Here is a 16,628-nt window from a genome sequence, read left to right as displayed (position 1 = left end):
CCCCCATGCGTTACACCCTCAAGGACTACCAGGCCCAGGCCGTCGAGCAAGTCCTGAACCGGCTGCATCGGGCCAGGAAGAACTACCAGGACGACGGCGTCCTGTCCCAGTTCTCCCTGGCCGCGGCCACCGGAGCCGGCAAGACCGTGATGGCCGCAGCCATCATCGAAGCCCTGTTCTTCGGCTCCGACCAGTACACCGAGGACATCGCCCCCGACCCCGGGGCCACCGTGCTCTGGTTCTCCGACGACCCGGACCTGAACGATCAGTCCCGCGCCCGGATCCATGCCGCATCCTCCGAGCTCGACGGTCGGCTGCGCACCGTGGAGAACTCCTTCGCCGAGACCACCTTCGCCCCCGGCCAGGTGTACTTCCTCAACGCCCAGAAACTGCGCGAAGGAGCCCGCCTGGTGCGCGGGGCCCAGGACCCCACCAACGCCGCCACCCCGGTGATGGCCGCCCCCGACATGGCACAACGCACCATCTACGACGTCATCGCCAACACCGTGGCCACCCCCGGACGAACCCTGTACTTCATCCTGGACGAGGCCCACCGGGGCATGAAGACCACCAAGAAGAACGACCAGGAACGGGCCACCATCGTCCAGCGCCTGATCAACGGCACCGCCCTGGCCCCGGCCATGCCGATCGTGCTCGGGATCTCCGCCACCGTGGAACGCTTCACCCAGGCCATGGCCCACGCCACCGACCGGGACGCGCTCTCCCCCGTGCAGGTCGACCCCGCGCTCGTGCAGGCCTCCGGGCTGCTCAAGGACGATGTTGTCCTCACCATCCCCGAGGAAGCCGGCGCCTTCGACACCACGCTGTTGCGCGAGGCCGTGGCCCGCACGAAGGCTTCCACCAGGGCTTGGGCCGCCTATGCCGCCGAGCAGGGCGAACCGAACCCGGTGGTGCCGCTACTGGTCGTGCAGGTCGCCGACAAACCCAGCGACGAGCACCTCTCGCGAATCCTGGATGTCATCCACCAGGAGTGGCCCGAGCTACGGCCCCAGGACATCGCCCACGTCTTTGGCACCCACACCGACCGGCACCTGCCCGGCCAGATCGTCAACTACATCGCCCCACAGCGAGTGCAGGAAACCACGCACATCCGGGTGCTGCTGGCCATGGAGGCGATCTCCACCGGCTGGGACTGCCCCCGGGCGGAGGTGCTGATGTCCTTCCGCACCTACAAGGACGCCACCTACGTCCACCAGCTGCTGGGCCGGATGGTCCGCACCCCCCTGGCCCGACGCATCCCGGGCAACGAGGTGCTCAACTCCATCGACTGCTTCTTGCCCCACTTCGACAAGACCACCTCCACCGCCATCGCCCAGACCTTGATGCGCGGACAGTCCGACATGGACGACACCACCTCCGACCCCGGCAAGCAGGCCGCCCGGCGGGTGCTGTTCGACCCGGTCACCCTGACACCGAACCCGGCGGTGGGAGAAGACGTGTGGGCGGTGTTCGACGCCCTGCCCTCGATGAACATCCCCCAGGGCGCCACCAAACCGCTCAAGCGCCTGGACATCCTGGCCAATGCCCTCTCCCACGACGAGCTGCTGCCCGGGGCGGTCAAGACCGCCGCGCACACAATGTGCAAGCTCCTGGACGGATGCAGGGCGCAGTACCCCGAGCAGATCGCCGCGGCCCGCCAGGATGTGCTCACCCTGTCGGCCCAGCGGCTGACCGGCCGGCTGGGAACCACAACCCTGAGCACCACCAGCCTGGAGCTGCTGGCCGATGACCGGGCCATCGAGGAGGCCGCGGCCGCGGCGGCCCGCACCCTCACCGGCTGGATCGCCGGGGCCTACATCGATCACATCGTCCCCGAGGACGAAGAGGATCTCGACCTGCGCGAAGGAGACATCATCATCGCCTCCCTGGCCCGCACCTCCGAGGTCGTCGCCGATCTGGAGGCCAAGGCCGACAAGCTCGTGCAGGACTGGCTGAGCCAGTACCGCGTGCAGATCAACGGCCTGACCGATGAGCGCCAGGCAGTGTATGACCGGGTGCGGGAGATGGCCCGTCGGCCTGAACGTGTGGACCTGACCCGCCCGAAGTTGGCTCAGGCGGACCAGCAGGAGCGCCTCCCTGATGGCAGCGAGCGTCCTCTGCCGACCCGCACTCTGCATTTGATGGCCGCCGAGGACGGCACCGCACCTGTGGATCTGAACGCCTGGGAGCGGCAGGTGCTGGACTCCGAAGCCGCCGAGCCCTCCTTCCGGGGCTGGTACCGCAACCCCTCCCGGGCCTCCAAGCAGTCTTTGGCGATCCCATTCCAGGACGGCTCCGGCCAGTGGCAGGCGCTACGACCGGACTTCCTCTTCTTCCACGCCAACCAGGACGGCACGATCCGCGCGGACATCGTGGACCCCCACGGCACGCACCTGGCCGACGCCTTGCCCAAGCTGCGGGGCCTGGCCGAGTACGCCCAGGCCCACGGGGATGCCTTCGGCCGGATCGAGGCCGTCGCTGAGATCGACGGCCAGCTGCGGGTGCTGGACATGAAGAACGACGTCGTCCAGGCCGGCGTCCACGCAGCCCAAAACGCTGAATCCCTGTACAAGGCCGCGCCCGCGTACTGAAGCAGAAACTCAAGGGACGCCGGCGGCCGAGGATGGGGTTCAGTCTGAGGCTTGCCGGCGCAACGAGGTGTACAGGGTCTGCCGGCTCACCCCGAACGTGCGCGCCACTTCGGCCTTCGGGATCCCCATCTGAATCATCACGCGCGCCTGCTCCACGTCGATGTCCGAGAGCTTCGGGGCCTGCACGTACTTGCCGCGGGCCTTGGCCAACGCGATGCCCTCAACCTGACGCTCCTTGATCCGCCGGCGCTCGAACTTAGCGAACGCCGCTAGGATGCCCAGCATGAGCCCGTCCACCGGGGAGGTGCCGGACTTGTCCACGGTGATCCGTTCGGAGATGAACTGAATCGCCTCGGGTCCGATGGAGGCTCTGATCCAACGGAAGGATGCAGAGCATGCCAGCACCACGGAAGAGTACCCCGGCGAGCTCCGCGAACGTGCTACGAGGATGACCCTCGAAGCCCGCCAAGACCCCGCCACGAGGTCTGGAGCGTTCCGCCGAGTCGGTGAGCAGCTGGTTAGGTCACGTTGACGCGTTGTTCAGTGCGGGCCGTCTAGCTCAGTGGGTGGCTGCATACCAAAGAACCGCGATTCCAACGGCGAGGAACCCGCCGTAGAAGGGGAAGATCGACCACGAGAACCAGACTCTAGGATCAAAGAAGAACCAGCCACGGAAGGCTGTCCACAAATTCTTCCAGAATCCTGGATCTTTGTCGTCTTTGTCCTGCGGTGATGGATCGCCATCCGCGTCTGGGATATTTCGGTCGATATTATGCGGGTCGAGCGAGAGTTCGGGAACCTTTTTTCCCGCAACGACGGCATTGTAAAGCCGCCTGTACGCCCTCTCTTGCCGCAGGTAACTCGCATCCATGTAGCCGAAGAGCAGAACGGCTGCGATTCCTAGCATTGCCACAGTTCCCGACCGTTGGGTAAGCGCGTATCCGAACGTCGCGGTGACTACAGGTAGGAGCCAGCTTTTCGCCTGCGTCGAGGAGTGGGCCATTCGGGACACGACGCTTTGAACGTAGTCGAGGTGCTTTAGCCTAACGGTTTCACTCGTGGCCCTGGCCTTCGGTCCGTCCCGCTCCGTCATAGCCGAAGCCCTCTGCAAGCGTCGCGGAGCGCGTCCCAGGTTTCATCTTTCGCGTGTTCGGAGTAGTGAGTCTCCGGAGGCCAGATGCGTCCGATGGCGTCGCCCTTCCATCTCGGGACGAGGTGGACGTGAACGTGGTTGACACTCTGCGTGGCGACTTCGCCGTTCGACTGAATAACGTTAAGCCCTTCGGCCCCGATGGTTTCCACGATTACCCGCGACATGCGCGAGATTAGTAGACCGATGTGCTCGGCATCGTCGTCGCGCAACTCCCAAATAAGTGGGACATGCGCGCGCGGGACGATCATGGTGTGGCCCAGTACGGCTGGTTCCGTGGGAAAGAAGGCGACCGCCTGATCGTCCCGATACACCTCGCGCACATCAGGATCATTCCGTTGCACAATTGTGCAAAACGGGCAACTGGGTTCAGCAGTCACAGACGAGTCTTGCCCTGCGTTGCCCATGTCGTCAGGTGATCCTTCAGGTAGTTGTAGGTGGCTTTGGAATCGATCTTCCCTGTCCAGTCGGTCTGTGTCGGATCAAAGATCGGCACTCCTGAGACGCTTGAGACTTTGTCAAAGGGGTTGGGTCCCGATGAATCGACGCTCCCCATTGAGGACAGGCCATGGATCCGAATACCGAGAAGCGGCTTCTTATCATCCCAGGCCTTCTGAATCTCATAATGGACCCATTCACGAGACGCAGTTTCTTTGCCAATAAGGACGATGACGGCTGACTTCCACTTCATCTTTTCAGAGATCCACTCTTTGATGGCCTTGTCGCCACCGCTCTTGACCGTCTCCCATTCTTGATGATTGAGGATGGGCTGCCCTTCGAGTGCTCCCATCTGTTCGATGAGTTGCACGCGATGAACATCTCGGTCGTAGTGGAAAGAGTAAAAAACAGCCATGTCTTTCTCCTTTGAACTCGTTCTCGGAGAGACGTTCGCTCTCCTCTGTTGAGCATACCCGAGCCCCAGGGCCCACACCCTCGATTCTGGGCGCGTGCCTGCTGTCGAGCTGCGCCGGTCTACAGGCCCTGTGTCGGCCCGTCGCGGCGCGGACTACTGCGGTGCTGGTCGTGCTCGAACGGCTCGCTGATCTGCCGCTCCCGCTCCGCCACTTGCCGTCGCTGTTGGTCTAGATCGGCACGTTTGGCCTCGATCAGGCGTGCGGCGTCGTTTACTGGGAGGTTACGGAGTTGGTCGGCCCCGGCGCGGAGCACGGCGGCGTGACTACGACTGTCACCCATGCGTGCACCAGTCCCGGTCCACGCGGTCTGTCAGGGCCCTCGTCAGACCCTCGAAGCATTCTCAGACACGTCCTAGATTCTTCCCCCTAAGGTAACCCTATGAGCCCACGAAAGCTCCGCCCCTACGCGGTTACAGGAGGATTGACCTACCAGAGGCCCGCCGTAAGCGAACTTGCCCGCACCGCAATCCTTCACGAGGGCATCAACCTCCTCGAGCACGCTGCCACCGTAACAATCCGGCACGACGACAGCCCTATGTATGGGGAGTTCGCCGTTCGCGTGGCTGGTGAGCTCGTGGGCTACCTCGACAGCTCCACCCGGGGCTACCTGGAGCCGGACCCGCGCTTCCGGCACCCTGCCCGCTATCAGGTAATGGTGGTGCGAGAGGGGGACGTCCTAACCATCGGACCCGCTTACGCGTGGATCGGCAAGGATGAGCCCGCGTGGATCTATACCGACGATCCCGCCACTCATCCCGAGAAGCGCAGCGGAAAGAAGTTTGCCCCGGCAACCGTGGAGGCGTCAAAGGTTAAAGGCGCGTTCCCCGTCGCCGGCACAAACACATCACGCGCGGACTCCATGCTCAAGGTCGTGAAGCGGCTAAAGCTCACCGAGGGGGAAACCGTCGAGATACCCGCCGTCATCGAGCGGAGACCTCACGAGTTCGGGCAGAACGAGGCAATCGGCGTCCGGGTAGGAGACGATCTCATTGGCAAACTCTGGGGCATTCACGCGCCCGCTTTTGGCGACCTCAGAGGCGACCGCACCGTTCCCGTCGTCCTCCGCCTTGAAGTCCGCAACCTCTGGGACAACGGCGTGCGCGTCGTTGGGGCCATCTGGTCCGGTGGCGGAACAACCAACTGGGCCAACATCGCCAGCTGATCACAGCATTCGACCCATCACTTCGTGCCGAAGATCCTCGGTATACGAGCTTTCCTTGCCACGCGCTCGTAAAGAGCAAGCCCATCTATCGGGTTAAATCGGTCATTTGGGCCGCGCGTGGAGTGACTACGGAGAGACGCGGCGCAGCGAGGCATACAGCGTCTGCCGGCTCACCCCGAACGTGCGCGCCACCTCCGCCTTTGGGATCCCCATGGAGATCATCACGCGCGCGTGCTCCACGTCGAGGTCCGACATCTTCGGGGCCTGCACATACTTGCCCCTCGCCTTGGCCAACGCGATGCCCTCAGCCTGGCGCTCCTTGATCCTTCGACGCTCGAACTCAGCGAACGCCGCCAGGATCCCCAACATCAGCCCATCTACTGGGGAGGTGCCAGACTTGTCCACGGTGATCCGCTCGGAAACGAACTGCACCGCGCACCCCTTGCCGGTGAGCTCGTCCACGATCGCGTACAGGTCCCGGGTGTCCCGTCCCAGCCGATCCATCGAGGCAACCTTCACCAGATCCCCCTCGCGGACGTACCGCATCAGCTCGGCCAGCCCGGTGCGCTTAGCTCGGGAACTGCCGGAGATCTTGTCTTGAAAGATGCGGTCGCACTCCCCCACCGCCTCGAGTTGGCGGTCCAGGTTCTGCTCGGCCGAGCTGACTCGCACGTACCCCACAGTCTGTCCAACCACGTTTAAGACCCTCCGTCAGTTATGTCCAACGCCCCGGTTTGGGACCGTCTCTGACGTGATGCTCTCGTTGGCGGACGGGGCGTGTAAAGGGGTATACCCGGCTTGACGCCGGGATGGGGCAATGAACACCCAGCTGGATTGTGAGGCATCCCTCTGTCGGAGCGTTGACGTTTACTTTACTAACCTGTTAGTATAGTTTCGTTGATGCGACTACAGGCAGAGGACGGGGGTACAACAGTGAACGACGTTGGATCATCGCCGCGGCGGTGGTGGCTGCTCATGACCGTGGGGGCCGGCCTGCTACTCATCACCCTCGACAATTCGATCCTCTACACCGCCTTGCCTACGTTGACCGCAGACCTCGGCGCGTCCGGATCCTCGACACTGTGGATCATCAACGCCTACCCCCTGGTCATGGCTGGCCTCCTCTTGGGAGCAGGCACACTGGGCGATCGCATCGGCCACCGCCGAATGTTCGTCGTCGGCCTGTGGATCTTCGGTGCCGCATCACTGGCAGCGGCATTCTCGCCCAACCCTGCCTTCCTGATCGGCGCCAGGGCACTCCTCGCTGTGGGGGCCGCAGCGATGATGCCCGCCACGCTTGCTCTGATCCGCCTCGCGTTCGACGATCCTCGTGAGCGCAACATCGCCATCGCCATCTGGGGGAGCCTGTCGATCGCGGGGGCAGCGCTCGGACCCATTCTCGGCGGCGCCCTTCTCGAACGGTTCTGGTGGGGATCTGTTTTCCTCATCAATGTCCCCGTTGTTGCCATCGCACTTGTGGCGACCGCAATCATCGCGCCGCACAACCATCCCGATCCGTCGAAGAAGTGGGATCTCGTCTCATCCCTCTATGCGATGGTCGGGCTGGTGGGCACCGTGCTCGTCATCAAGGAACTGGCCCATATTCCACAGAACTGGGTTCTGATCGCAGGGGCGCTGGCGTCAGCAGTCATCGGGTTCGTCCTCTTCGTGCGACGCCAGGGCCGATTGGAAGAACCACTCATCGAGTTCTCCATCTTCCGCAACCGCGCCTTCGCTGGCGGCTCTCTGGCAGCCTTCTTCGCGATGTTCACCATCGCTGGCGCCCAGCTCGCGACCACACAGCGCTTCCAGCTCGTCGAGGGCTTCACCCCCCTGCAAGCAGGCCTGCTAGTCGCAGCCATCGCGCTTGGCGCCCTGCCCTCAGGTGTCCTAGGGGCCGCGATCCTGCACATCGTGGGCCTGCGGATCATTATCTCCGGCAGCCTCGCCATCGCCGCCCTAGGACTAGCTCTCGCCGTGCTGGCCTCTGCGAACGGATCACTACCCCTGCTGGTCGTCAGCTTCATCGTGACCGGCTTCGGCCTGGGCGGCACCTTCGCCGTCGCTTCCGCCGCCATTATGGGCAACGCGCCTCCGCGAAAGGCCGGCATGGCGGCCTCGATCGAAGAAGTCTCCTATGAGATGGGCTCCCTCTCGGCTGTAGCACTCCTCGGGAGCCTCCTGACCTTCGTCTACGCCACAGTCGTCCGACTCCCGGATGGCACTCCCGCCGCAGCGGGGGAGAGCATTGCCGATGCCCTCGGGATCGCCGACGGAGATCTCGACGTGATCGCAGCCGCCACCTCCGCCTACGACACGGCCTATTTGGTCACGATGATCGTCCTCGCTGTCATGCTGGCTAGTGGAGCCGCTCTGACCAATCGGCTGCTCCGCGCTTACGGGCGCGGCAGCGAGGCAATGGAGTACGCCGAAAACCACTGAACCAATCGGAGGGGCGCATGATGGTGCGTGAGAGCAAGAAGACCATGATCCTCGACGCCGCGATCCAAGTGATCGAGGAAGACGGGATCACAGCAGTCACGTTTGACTCTGTCGCGGCCGCTGCAGGGATCACCAGGGCCGGGATCATCTACCACTTCCCGTCACGAGACGACTTGATCGCTGCGATCCACCAGAGACTCGCTGATCGCTGGGAGCGGCAGTTAGAGATCGCCTGTGGAAAGCCGACCGCTGAGGCAACGCCGATGGAGCGCCTGACCGCCTACATACTCACTTGTTCGACAGCCGCCTCCCGCGCCGAGTTCCAGATGATTCTCGACAGCCAGGACACCCAGCACAAGGCGATCTGGGAAGACCTCATCGACCGATGGACCGGACGTAGCGAACGAGACGAAGCTGAGCGCGACCAGATGACCTCGCTCGCCCTGCTCGCTGCTGACGGGCTCTGGGTCAACGACCTGATCGGAAGCAGGCCCATCTCACAGGACCACCGGAGTGAAACCGCAAAGCAGATCATCGCGCTACTCCAGAATGACGTCCATGAATCCGAGGCCAAGCCCAACGGGTAAGCGAGCCAGCGCGGTTGGAGAAGGCCGGATCGACGAATCCGTCGAGCGCGATGATGGGCAACCCTGTCAAGCAAGATCGCACCCTGGCACCTCTGTCCAGCAGCACCCAACTGGCTCTGACACATGCGCCTAGTGGGTATACCCTACTGGACGGTTTCTCAGGCACACCCTAGGCGTGGACATTGCCTCCGCTGGCCTCGAGCTGGTCACGGTCATGCAGCGCACGGACGGCGTCGGGTTGACGCGTGAGCAGCGTGTGGACTGGTTCTGGACCTGCAAAGAGTGGATGGGGGAGCCGCGGATCTGCGAGCCGGAGAAGACCTCCGATCTGAGATGGTTCCCGCTCACCGACCTGCCCGATCTTGTGCCGACCTATGAACGGATCGTCCTTGCAGGCCTTCGCGACCGCTCGCTCCCGATGGACACGGCTTACGGGTTCACGAACTGAACCGGCCGGTGACGGGCGCACCGCTGCACGCCCATGCCACCGAAGGGTGCAGGATGACCCCTATGAAAACGCCCTGGGCCACGGACGTCGCTCTGAACCTGAGCCGACTCATGGAGAAGACCTGGTATCCCTCACGCGGGGGTCTCGACGCCATCTTCGGCAAGCTGACCATCGACTCGCCTGAGACTGACCGCCAGGGATCCCGCATCAACAAGGTCAAACGCCTTCGAGTGGCCTTCGACCAGGCGGATGCTCACGGTGAACGGGCGGTGGTCAACTTGGTGAAAGAGGTCATCGAAGAGATGCGGTTCAAGGGGGTCTTCTCCTCGAACGACGAGCAAACCCAGGAGTTAGTCACCGCGTTGCGGGCATCTCTAGCCCAGGCAGGAGCCTGCCTCACCGAGGACGGTCGCTTGGAGCCCCTCACTCTTGGTCCTGCCATCGAGGCAGGCGGCAGGGAGACCGTGGATCGCCTACAGGGCCGGTTGCGCAATCTCCTTCTCGATCCCGGAGCCATCCTGGGGACATCGAAAGACCTCCTGGAGGCAACGGCAAAGCATCTGCTGAAGGAGTACAGCCCTGACGTCCCGGCAGGGGACATGCCAGGAGTGGTGGGTCAGGCCATGCGCGCTGCTGGCCTGTCGACGATCCCCAGCGAGATCGGCAGCGCCAATGCCAAAGCCGTCGCTGTGTTGCGGCAACAAGTCATCAAGACTGCCGAAGCAGTCACCAGCACCAGGAACACCGGCGGCGACGGCCATGGACATCTCGAACCAACAGACGTCTCCCCGGAGCTGGCCGACTACATACGCCACCTCACACTCGCAGCCGTCGCCTACCTCCTGGCTGAGGTCCAGCACACGCCCCCTCGACAGTGACTGCTGTACGGACCGGGGGACGTCGGTGACACCGCCCGCGGCCGAGGGCTACTTTTCGCGGGCCACACTGACTGACCTGCTCTGCGAAAAGTTCACCGCGTGTCGTGTGAAATCTTCACTGCATCTCGACAGCACGGGATCACGGTCGCTACGCTCGATCCATGCCCGTCCGTCTGCGCCCTACCGTCCTCGACGACGCCGAGGCCCTCGCCGCCCTGGCACGGAGCCAACGCGAGCACCTGGGCCCGTGGGAGCCTGTCGAGATGCAGTGAAGATTGCACAAACGCGCGAATATGCCGCATACCGCGACACGCCGTAGAGCGCTTGACACCCATGGCGGTTGTCGAGATGCAGCGAAGATCGCACAAACGCATACCTATGCTGCATACGAGAATGAGCACCTGACCCTTGACTCCCTGCAGCCCGGGTCTCTTCGGCAGGCTCCCGGAACTCGAGACCCCCACATCATCGACGACCCCACCATCCCGACCCCGGTACCCCCTCCTGAAACCAAGCTTCGCCCCACCTGCGCCGAGGACGCCGCCGACCTCGCCGCCGCCATGGCCGCCCGAGGCGGCACGCCGGCAGACCACGCGCCCGCCGCCCGCCGACTCCTCGACCGAGCCCCCGTTCTACTGCTCGCGGAGCGGGCCGGCTCGAACAGCCCCCGGGTCGTGGGACGGTCTGGCACCACTCTTGCCGCCCTGCACCCCGGGGCCCAGCCCCGGTGGCTCACCGCCGGGCTGACGGTGACCCCCGAGGCCCGGCGCACCGGCGTCGGCCGACGCCTGCTGCACGCGGTGATCGGGGCGGTCGCAGATCGCGGCGGCGGGGACCTCCACAGCGTCGTGAACGCCGGCAACGCCCCCTCACTCGCCCTGCACGCGTCCCTGGGCTTCGAGATCGCCGAGACCGGGCCGCGCTTCCCCGGGATCGAGTTCGCCGGCGGCGCCGGCGTCCTACTGTCCCGCCCGACGTGCCCCGAGAGTGCCCCCGCCTGCGCATAGAGTCATCGGATGGAACGCCCCGCGCCCACCGCCGAGATCTGCCCCGTCATGCCGGAAGACACGGACGCCGTCGTCGCCCTGTGGGAACGCGCCCTGCCCGAGTACGGCGACCCCACGCGGCCGCAGCGGGCGCCGCGACCGAGCATCCGCCGCAAGCTGGACTGGGGCGACGGCCTGTTCTGGCTCGCTGTGTCGGACGAGGAGGTGGTCGGCACGGTCATGGCCGGCTACGACGGCCACCGCGGCTGGATCTACTCGCTGGCCGTCCACCCTGACCATCGGCGCGGAGGCCTCGGCACCGCCCTCGTGGCCCACGCGGAGCAGGAGCTGGCCCGCCTCGGATGCCCGAAGGTCAACCTCCAGGTGCTGGCGACGAACGCCGACGGCGCCGAGTTCTGGGCGGCCACCGGGTACCAGCCGGACCCCGTGCTCGGCCTCGGGAAGCGACTCGGGGGATGACGACGCGGGAGCCGCGCAACGGCCGCGGGTCAGACGTCGGGGTGGACGAACGCGGCCTCATTCCACTTGCCGAACGCGACAGGGCCGTGGAGCCGACCCACCGATTGAGCAGTTCACCGCGTGTCGTGTGAACTCTCCCCGGCATCTCGACACCCTCCCTCGCCTACCCTGCCACCACGACCATCACCTTCACGCCCGCGGATCCGACCGGAAATGATCGCGCGGCGCTCATCGCTCTGCTCACGCAGAATGCCTGGCCCTTCCACATGCGGCCGCACCCGACCGCGCACGACGTGCAGGACGCCATCGACGCTGGCGCCTGGAACGACGAGGACAACACCACGTTCTGGATCGACCACGCCGAGCACGGCCGCGTCGGCATGGTCCGCTTGAAGGACCTCACCGACCCCACCCCCCTGTTCGACCTGCGCGTGGCCGAGCGGTTCCGCGGCCGCGGGCTCGGCGCGCAGATCCTCGCCGCGCTCACTCGACATGTGTTCGAGACGATGCCCGCGGTCGACCGGTTCGAAGGGCAGACCCGTGAGGACAACATCCCCATGCTTCGCGCCTTCCGCCGGGCCGGCTGGGTCAAGGAGGCGCACTACCGCCGCGGCTGGCCGGTCGAGGGCGGCGAGCCGCTAGCGTCCGTGGCGTACGCAGTCCTGCGCCAGGACTGGGAGACCGGCAGGACGACGCCGGTGCCCGCCGACGTCGATGTCCCGTCCCGGAGGAAGCGCGATGTGGGAGCCGAATCGAACGGCCACATCCCCGACTGGCCGATGCGCACCGAGCGCCTCACGCTGCGCCCGCACCGGGAGGACGACCTCGGCTGGCTCCAGGAGATGTATGCCCAGCCCGAGGTGGTGCGTCACCTGCTGGACGAGCCGTGGGACGAGCCGACCGCCCGGCAGAGGCTGGTCAGACGAATCGAGTGGAACGACCTCGCCGGCCCGTCCGGGGCGGCGTCTCTCGTCATCGAGCACGCCGGTGTCCCCGTGGGGGACGTGATCCTGTGGCTGACGAACCGCGAGCGGGGCGTCGCGGAGATCGGCTGGGCCCTGGATCCGCGGCACGCAGGCCAGGGCTTCGCGAGGGAGGCTGCGGCGGCGATGCTGGCTCTTGGCTTCGAGGTCCATGGCCTGCATCGGGTGGTGGCGCAGATGGACGCCCGCAACACCGCGTCCGCCCGGCTGGCAGAAGCCATCGGCCTGCGTCGGGAAGCCCACCACCGGCAGGACTGGTGGAGCAAGGGCGAGTGGACGGACACGCTGGTCTACGCGACGCTCTCGAGCGACCGAGACTGAGGAGCCGCAAGGCGCTCATTCGCCTCCCTTCAGTGTCGAGGTGCATATTCGGTCATTTGTGGCGCTTCTAGATCACGCCACATTCATGGACACAAGTTAGAGGCATGTTCGGGGTAGCCACCCGCTACTTCACTTCGACCAGCACCGACGAGCTGGTTGACATCTCTGAACCACCGGGCTCTGCTTGCCCCTATGACCGAACGGATTGGCCTGCGACCACTGTCCCCCGATGACGCACCCGAGATGGCCAAGGTCCTAGCCGACCCGGCCCTCTACCAGTACACCGGGGGCACACCGCCGACCGTGGAAGGGCTGGGACTGCCCCCACTTTGGTTGACACGTAGGGGTTGGGGTGTTCAGGCCGCTGCTGCGGTCGTGTAGATCATCTCAAACTCGACGGGCGTGAGCTTGCCCAGGGCGCGCTGGCGACGTCGGCGGTTGTACTTGGTTTCGATCCAGGTGACCATCGCGAGGCGGAGGTCTTCGCGGGTGTCCCAGCGTCGGGTGTTGAGCACGTTCTTTTGCAGCAGTGCGAAGAAGCTCTCCATGCTGGCGTTGTCGCCGGCGCCGTAGGAGCGGCCCATCGATCCGACGAGATCGTTGTTCGCGAGCAGCCGTTGGGTCTTCTTGGCGCGAAATTGGCCGCCCCTGTCCGAGTGGCACACGGTGTCGACTGGTGAGCGCAGCGCGATGGCGTTGCGCATCGCGGCCCGGGCGAGCGAAGACTTCATCCGGGAGTCGATGGAGTAGCCGACGATCTTGTTCGACCAGACGTCCTTGATCGCGCAGATGTAGATCTTCCCTTCCCGCGTGGGGTGCTCCGAGATGTCCCACAGCCAGACTTTGTTCGGGCCGTTGGCGACGAACTCGTGTCGGACGATGCCGTGCTCGTCGACCACCGCGAGGAGGTCGTCGTGCGGCGCCGGACCGGTGGAGCCCGCCTTGCTGCGCTTCTTGTGGTGTGACGCGGTGATGCCGGCGATCCGACAGAGCCGGTGGACGCGGTTCTCGCCGACCCTGATGCCGTGCTCGAGGTCGAGCTCGTCGCTGAGGAACCTGTAGCCGAGCGTGGCGTCGTCCTCATGGATGTCGTAGAGGACGTCGATGAGGTGTGCGTCATCCCAGTCGCGCTGACAGACCGGGTCTTTGAGCCACTTGTAGTACCCCTGGGTCGACAAGCCCAGGACCCTGCACGCCACCGCGACCGGCACCCTGATCGGGGCGCCGGTCTCGGCCATCTCACGGACGAGCGGGAAGACTATTTTCCCGGCAGGTTCGCCTGCGACAGGTAGGCAGCGGCCCGGCGTAGGACCTCGTTCTCCTGCTCGAGGAGTCGAATCCTCTTGTTTGCCTCACGCAGCTGCTTGCGCTCGTCTTCAGTCAGGCCGGGACGGCGGCCGTCCTCGATGTCGGCCTGTTTCATCCAGTTCGCCAGCGAGCCTTCGGAGATGCCGAAGTCCTTCGCGATCTGCGACAAGGGCGCCCGGCCCTGGCGGGCCACGGCCACGACGTCGTCACGGAACTCTTTGGGGTAGGGCTTTGCCACGGGGACATCCTTCCGCCTGAGGCCGAAACCTCAGAGGTCAGGTGTCAACCGAACTCGGGGCAGTCCCCTACGCGGCCAAGACGCGCCCTCCTTCAGTGCGCAGCCTGCGCGATGAGCAGGTGCTCGTGGAAATCCGGCGGGTGCATGAGGCCAACTACGGGGTCTACGGGGCCCGGAAGGTCCACGCGCAACTGCGGAGGGAGGGCCTGCAGGTGGCCAGGTGCACGGTGGAGCGGCTCATGCGAGCCGCAGGCCTGCGCGGGATCAGCCGCGCGAAGGGACCGAGGACCACGGTCCCAGGCCGCGGCCCGGATGAGCGTCAAGACCTGGTCCAGCGAGACTTCACCGCGGCGGCTCCGAACCAGCTGTGGGTCGCTGACATCACCTACTGCCGCACTTTCAGTGGATGGGTGTACGCCGCGTTCATCATCGACGTGTTCTCCCGACGGGTCCTCGGGTGGCAGCTGTCGACGTCGTTGCGTACGGACTTGGCGTTGGACGCCTTGGAGATGGCGTTCTGGACGCGTCAGCGCGCAGGCCAAGACGTGGCCGGGCTACGGCACCACAGCGATAAAGGAGTCCAATACGTCGCCGTGCGATACACCCAGCGGCTCGCCCAGGCCGGCGCAGTCGCCTCAGTCGGCTCGACGGGGGACTCGTATGACAATGCCCTCGCGGAGGCGTTCAACTCGCTGTTCAAGGCGGAGCTGATCCGGAACAAGGGGCCATTGAAGTCCATCGAGGACCTGGAGATCGCGGTCGCGGAGTACATCGACTGGTTCAACCATCGTCGTGTGCACGGCGAGATCAGGCTGGTCCCTCCGGTCGAGTTCGAGGACGTCTACCATCATGAGAACCCCGTGTCGGCGCCCGCCGGGACGGCACTTACGAGCCTCTAACAAACCCGGGGCGATTCAGGCGCCCTGGTAGCCCTTGTCGGCCAGGGTCGGCATCCCGGCCGCCGCGACCGGGTACAGGGCACCCAGGCAGTGCTCCCGCGCGGCCGTGATGTCGTGGGTCGAGCCCGGTTCCACCGGGGAGGTCCAGAGCGGGAAACCGGTGGGATCGGCGAGGACCTGGATGTTGCCACCGAAGTGCTTGTGCTTGCCCGACTACCAGGCGTGGTTGCCCTTCCCCGTCCGTTCGGCCACCCGGTCGCTGGGGATCAGCGTCCCGTCCAGGGTCAGATAGGGCAGGCGATCGGACTGCGCCTTCGCCAGGGTCTCGTGCAGGTCAGGGGCTTGGGCGGCGAGTACGTCGATGCCCTCGTGCAGATACCGGTAGGCCGTGGCCTGCGACAGCCCGTGATCGCGCTCCAGGTTAATCACGCGCGTGTTGTCGCGGAACCAGCGCAGCACCAGTTTCGCCTGCGTCCGGGCCGTGCCAGCCCGCTGAAACGGGCGCAGATCATGGGTCCGGCGGTGACGGTGCAGCAGGCCGGTGAGGTAGTCCAGGGTTTCGATCGGCACGTCGCAGATGGCAGAGTAGGTGAACACGTAGGGTCCTTGCAGCGGATGGTCTTTTGCCGATTTCCATCCTGCTCGAGGGCCCTACGCCATGCCAGTCAGGCTTCGCCGGGCGCCATCATCACCGCTACGTTCGCCACCCTGGTGAGAAAACCTCAATAATAGTTCGGTCTTGTGGGCCTGATCTGAGGCTCAGATCTACTGATTCAGGTCTCGCCCTGCGCCCGGTTGCGGGAGGTGACGTCCAGGAAGTCCCGTACGTGACGCGGCGGAGTCGTCCCGGCCCAGATGGCGGTGAGCGGGCGGGTGATCTGGAGATTGTTGATCCGTACTCGCACGAGTCGACCGGCGAGGGTGTCCTCGGACATAGCCAGGGAGCTCAGAGCGCCGGGGGCGACGCCGGCCATAATCGCGCTGCGAACGCCGAGCGTGGTCGACAGCACAGCCGCGGGCTCGGCTGCGAGAGGAAAGCCCGCATCGGCGAGGGCGTTCTCGAACGCCTGTCGGGTGCCACTTCCGGTCTCGCGGAGCACCAAGCCACTGCCCGCTAGTTCACGAACGGACACTCGGCCCGTCTTCGGTCAAGTCCCTGGAAGTGGTGTAACCGTCTTCGAGGCATGAGAATCAGGCCAGGGCCGGCATCACCTCCGTGCCCATCACGGTGCCCGGTTCTT

At 65.2% G+C, this 16,628-nt stretch carries 18 protein-coding genes and 1 pseudogene; 10 read left to right on the top strand and 9 right to left on the bottom strand.

The features are described 5' to 3' along the window. Positions 1 to 5: 5 nt before the first annotated feature. Complete coding sequence (locus tag ACUXPL_RS00095) at positions 6 to 2,591, top strand: DEAD/DEAH box helicase (protein ID WP_454181043.1); 2,586 nt, start codon at positions 6 to 8, stop codon at positions 2,589 to 2,591. A gap of 39 nt (positions 2,592 to 2,630) precedes the next feature. Here the strand turns inward: ACUXPL_RS00095 and ACUXPL_RS00090 are convergent, their stop codons facing one another. The 4 genes from ACUXPL_RS00090 to ACUXPL_RS00075 all read right to left on the bottom strand — a co-directional run bounded on the left by ACUXPL_RS00090 (position 2,631) and on the right by ACUXPL_RS00075 (position 4,594). Then, positions 2,631 to 2,996, bottom strand: a complete 366-nt coding sequence (locus ACUXPL_RS00090) for a recombinase family protein (RefSeq protein ID WP_454181041.1) — start codon at positions 2,994 to 2,996, stop codon at positions 2,631 to 2,633. Between the two features lie 154 nt (positions 2,997 to 3,150). Then, positions 3,151 to 3,684: a hypothetical protein gene (locus tag ACUXPL_RS00085; protein WP_454181039.1), complete on the bottom strand. Its 534-nt coding sequence runs from the start codon at positions 3,682 to 3,684 to the stop codon at positions 3,151 to 3,153. Then, entirely contained in the window at positions 3,681 to 4,121 is a 441-nt protein-coding gene (locus tag ACUXPL_RS00080; protein ID WP_454181037.1) for an HIT family protein, read from the bottom strand. The genes ACUXPL_RS00085 and ACUXPL_RS00080 overlap by 4 nt, the downstream gene beginning before the upstream one ends. Next, entirely contained in the window at positions 4,118 to 4,594 is a 477-nt protein-coding gene (locus tag ACUXPL_RS00075; protein ID WP_454181035.1) for a TIR domain-containing protein, read from the bottom strand. The genes ACUXPL_RS00080 and ACUXPL_RS00075 overlap by 4 nt, the downstream gene beginning before the upstream one ends. A gap of 440 nt (positions 4,595 to 5,034) precedes the next feature. Here ACUXPL_RS00075 and ACUXPL_RS00070 point away from each other — a divergent pair, with 440 nt between their 5' ends. After that, entirely contained in the window at positions 5,035 to 5,817 is a 783-nt protein-coding gene (locus ACUXPL_RS00070; RefSeq protein ID WP_454181033.1) for a hypothetical protein, read from the top strand. 126 nt (positions 5,818 to 5,943) lie between these two features. Here ACUXPL_RS00070 and ACUXPL_RS00065 read toward each other — a convergent pair whose 3' ends face one another. Further along, positions 5,944 to 6,513 (bottom strand): recombinase family protein, encoded by a 570-nt coding sequence (locus tag ACUXPL_RS00065; RefSeq protein WP_454181031.1) that lies wholly within the window; start codon positions 6,511 to 6,513, stop codon positions 5,944 to 5,946. A 279-nt stretch (positions 6,514 to 6,792) separates the two neighbouring features. Between ACUXPL_RS00065 and ACUXPL_RS00060 the strand changes: the two genes are divergently transcribed. The 7 genes from ACUXPL_RS00060 (at position 6,793) to ACUXPL_RS00030 (ending at position 12,942) form a co-directional block, all read left to right on the top strand. Then, on the top strand, positions 6,793 to 8,259 hold the full coding sequence (locus tag ACUXPL_RS00060) for an MFS transporter (RefSeq protein WP_036316244.1): 1,467 nt from the start codon (positions 6,793 to 6,795) through the stop codon (positions 8,257 to 8,259). 17 nt (positions 8,260 to 8,276) lie between these two features. Beyond that, complete coding sequence (locus tag ACUXPL_RS00055) at positions 8,277 to 8,846, top strand: TetR/AcrR family transcriptional regulator (protein ID WP_101963410.1); 570 nt, start codon at positions 8,277 to 8,279, stop codon at positions 8,844 to 8,846. A gap of 175 nt (positions 8,847 to 9,021) precedes the next feature. Further along, complete coding sequence (locus tag ACUXPL_RS00050) at positions 9,022 to 9,294, top strand: NUDIX domain-containing protein (RefSeq protein ID WP_454181028.1); 273 nt, start codon at positions 9,022 to 9,024, stop codon at positions 9,292 to 9,294. Positions 9,295 to 9,356: 62 nt separating this feature from the next. Next, positions 9,357 to 10,172 carry an abortive infection family protein gene (locus tag ACUXPL_RS00045; RefSeq protein ID WP_454181026.1) on the top strand — a complete coding sequence of 272 codons (816 nt, stop codon included), beginning with the start codon at positions 9,357 to 9,359 and terminating at the stop codon, positions 10,170 to 10,172. Positions 10,173 to 10,846: 674 nt separating this feature from the next. Further along, on the top strand, positions 10,847 to 11,179 hold the full coding sequence (locus ACUXPL_RS00040) for an N-acetyltransferase family protein (protein ID WP_454181024.1): 333 nt from the start codon (positions 10,847 to 10,849) through the stop codon (positions 11,177 to 11,179). A 9-nt stretch (positions 11,180 to 11,188) separates the two neighbouring features. Continuing rightward, positions 11,189 to 11,638, top strand: a complete 450-nt coding sequence (locus ACUXPL_RS00035; protein WP_129043591.1) for a GNAT family acetyltransferase — start codon at positions 11,189 to 11,191, stop codon at positions 11,636 to 11,638. 143 nt (positions 11,639 to 11,781) lie between these two features. Then, the gene (locus ACUXPL_RS00030) at positions 11,782 to 12,942 is read left to right on the top strand and encodes a GNAT family N-acetyltransferase (protein ID WP_454102747.1); all 1,161 of its coding nucleotides are present in this window, start codon (positions 11,782 to 11,784) and stop codon (positions 12,940 to 12,942) included. Positions 12,943 to 13,298: 356 nt separating this feature from the next. Here the strand turns inward: ACUXPL_RS00030 and ACUXPL_RS00025 are convergent. Then, positions 13,299 to 14,488, bottom strand: a protein-coding gene (locus ACUXPL_RS00025; protein ID WP_231936576.1) for an IS3 family transposase whose coding sequence is annotated in 2 segments (ribosomal slippage) — positions 13,299 to 14,207 and positions 14,210 to 14,488 — 1,188 coding nt in all. Because the reading frame shifts where the segments join, the coding sequence is not laid out codon by codon here. 41 nt (positions 14,489 to 14,529) lie between these two features. Between ACUXPL_RS00025 and ACUXPL_RS00020 the strand changes: the two genes are divergently transcribed. Further along, entirely contained in the window at positions 14,530 to 15,387 is an 858-nt protein-coding gene (locus ACUXPL_RS00020; protein WP_454102745.1) for an IS3 family transposase, read from the top strand. A gap of 15 nt (positions 15,388 to 15,402) precedes the next feature. Here the strand turns inward: ACUXPL_RS00020 and ACUXPL_RS00015 are convergent. From ACUXPL_RS00015 to ACUXPL_RS00005, 3 genes and pseudogenes are all read right to left on the bottom strand, one after another. Beyond that, a pseudogene (locus ACUXPL_RS00015) lies at positions 15,403 to 15,588 on the bottom strand (transposase family protein); the annotation flags it as partial. Between the two features lie 12 nt (positions 15,589 to 15,600). Beyond that, complete coding sequence (locus ACUXPL_RS00010) at positions 15,601 to 15,984, bottom strand: hypothetical protein (protein WP_454102744.1); 384 nt, start codon at positions 15,982 to 15,984, stop codon at positions 15,601 to 15,603. A gap of 176 nt (positions 15,985 to 16,160) precedes the next feature. Further along, positions 16,161 to 16,520 (bottom strand): LysR substrate-binding domain-containing protein, encoded by a 360-nt coding sequence (locus tag ACUXPL_RS00005; RefSeq protein ID WP_454102743.1) that lies wholly within the window; start codon positions 16,518 to 16,520, stop codon positions 16,161 to 16,163. Between the last annotated feature and the right edge of the window lie 108 nt (positions 16,521 to 16,628).

The sequence above is a fragment of the Micrococcus sp. 140720015-1 genome (genome assembly GCF_053627595.1).
This window is presented reverse-complemented; position numbering and strand designations above follow the sequence as displayed.